Source organism: Bradyrhizobium sp. Arg816 (genome assembly GCF_029989365.1).
GTDB lineage: Bacteria > Pseudomonadota > Alphaproteobacteria > Rhizobiales > Xanthobacteraceae > Bradyrhizobium.
Genome location: NZ_JAPRAQ010000220.1, coordinates 1 through 446 on the forward strand (window position 1 = coordinate 1; position 446 = coordinate 446).

Here is a 446-nt window from a genome sequence, read left to right on the forward strand (position 1 = left end):
ATGAGCAACAAGACCCAGACCACCGAAGGCGCCATGGTCGAATACGTCACCGCGATGATCGGCGGCCAGCTGTTCGGGCTGCCGATCTCCCGGGTCCAGGACGTGTTCATGCCCGAGCGCGTCACCCGCGTTCCCTTGTCCTCGCGCGAGATCGCGGGGGTGCTGAACCTGCGCGGCCGCATCGTCACCGTGGTCGACATGCGCGCCCGGCTCGGCCTGCCCAAGCCCGAGGACGGCAAGACCCCCATGGCGGTCGGCGTCGACCTGCGCGGCGAATCCTACGGCCTGCTGATCGACCAGATCGGCGAAGTGCTGCGCCTTGCCGAGGCCGGCATGGAAGAGAACCCCGTCAACCTCGATCCCCGCATGGCCAAGCTCGCCGGCGGCGTCCACCGCCTCGACGGCCAGCTCATGGTCGTCCTCGACGTCGATCGTGTCCTCGAGCT

1 protein-coding gene is annotated in these 446 nt (G+C 68.4%); it reads left to right on the forward strand.

Annotation, left to right across the window (positions count from 1 at the left end; translation table 11 throughout):
• Window positions 1-446, forward strand: a 446-nt coding sequence (locus OWC48_RS46605) for a chemotaxis protein CheW (RefSeq protein WP_282526008.1), incomplete at both ends; no start/stop codon positions are given.